The organism is Methylobacterium sp. WL6, assembly GCF_008040095.1.
GTDB lineage: Bacteria > Pseudomonadota > Alphaproteobacteria > Rhizobiales > Beijerinckiaceae > Methylobacterium.
The window spans coordinates 1-261 of the sequence record NZ_VRVH01000703.1 but is presented as its reverse complement, the minus strand read 5'-3'; the positions used below and the strand labels follow the sequence as shown (position 1 = coordinate 261).

1 pseudogene is annotated in these 261 nt (G+C 71.3%); it reads right to left on the bottom strand.

Annotation, left to right across the window (positions count from 1 at the left end):
• Window positions 1-261, bottom strand: a pseudogene (locus FV230_RS29250) (glycosyl transferase); the annotation flags it as partial.

Genomic DNA, 261 nt, shown 5'->3' with positions numbered 1-261 from the left:
GCGCCACTCGATCCCGTCCATGTTCATCACGCTGCGCTTCCCGGTCAGCCGGTAGAGCAGGGAGAACGCGGCGGTGTTGTAGCCGAGCACCAGGGGCAGGGCCGGACGGAACGCCGCCCGCACGGTGCATTTCCAGTCGAACAGGATCGTGGCGAGCGGGCCGTCGCCCGCGGCCTGGACCGGGATCAGGTCGATGCCGCGCCAGGTCGAGGGCGCGGTCGGCCGGTCGACCTGGCAATAGACCTCGACCCGCCAGCCGCG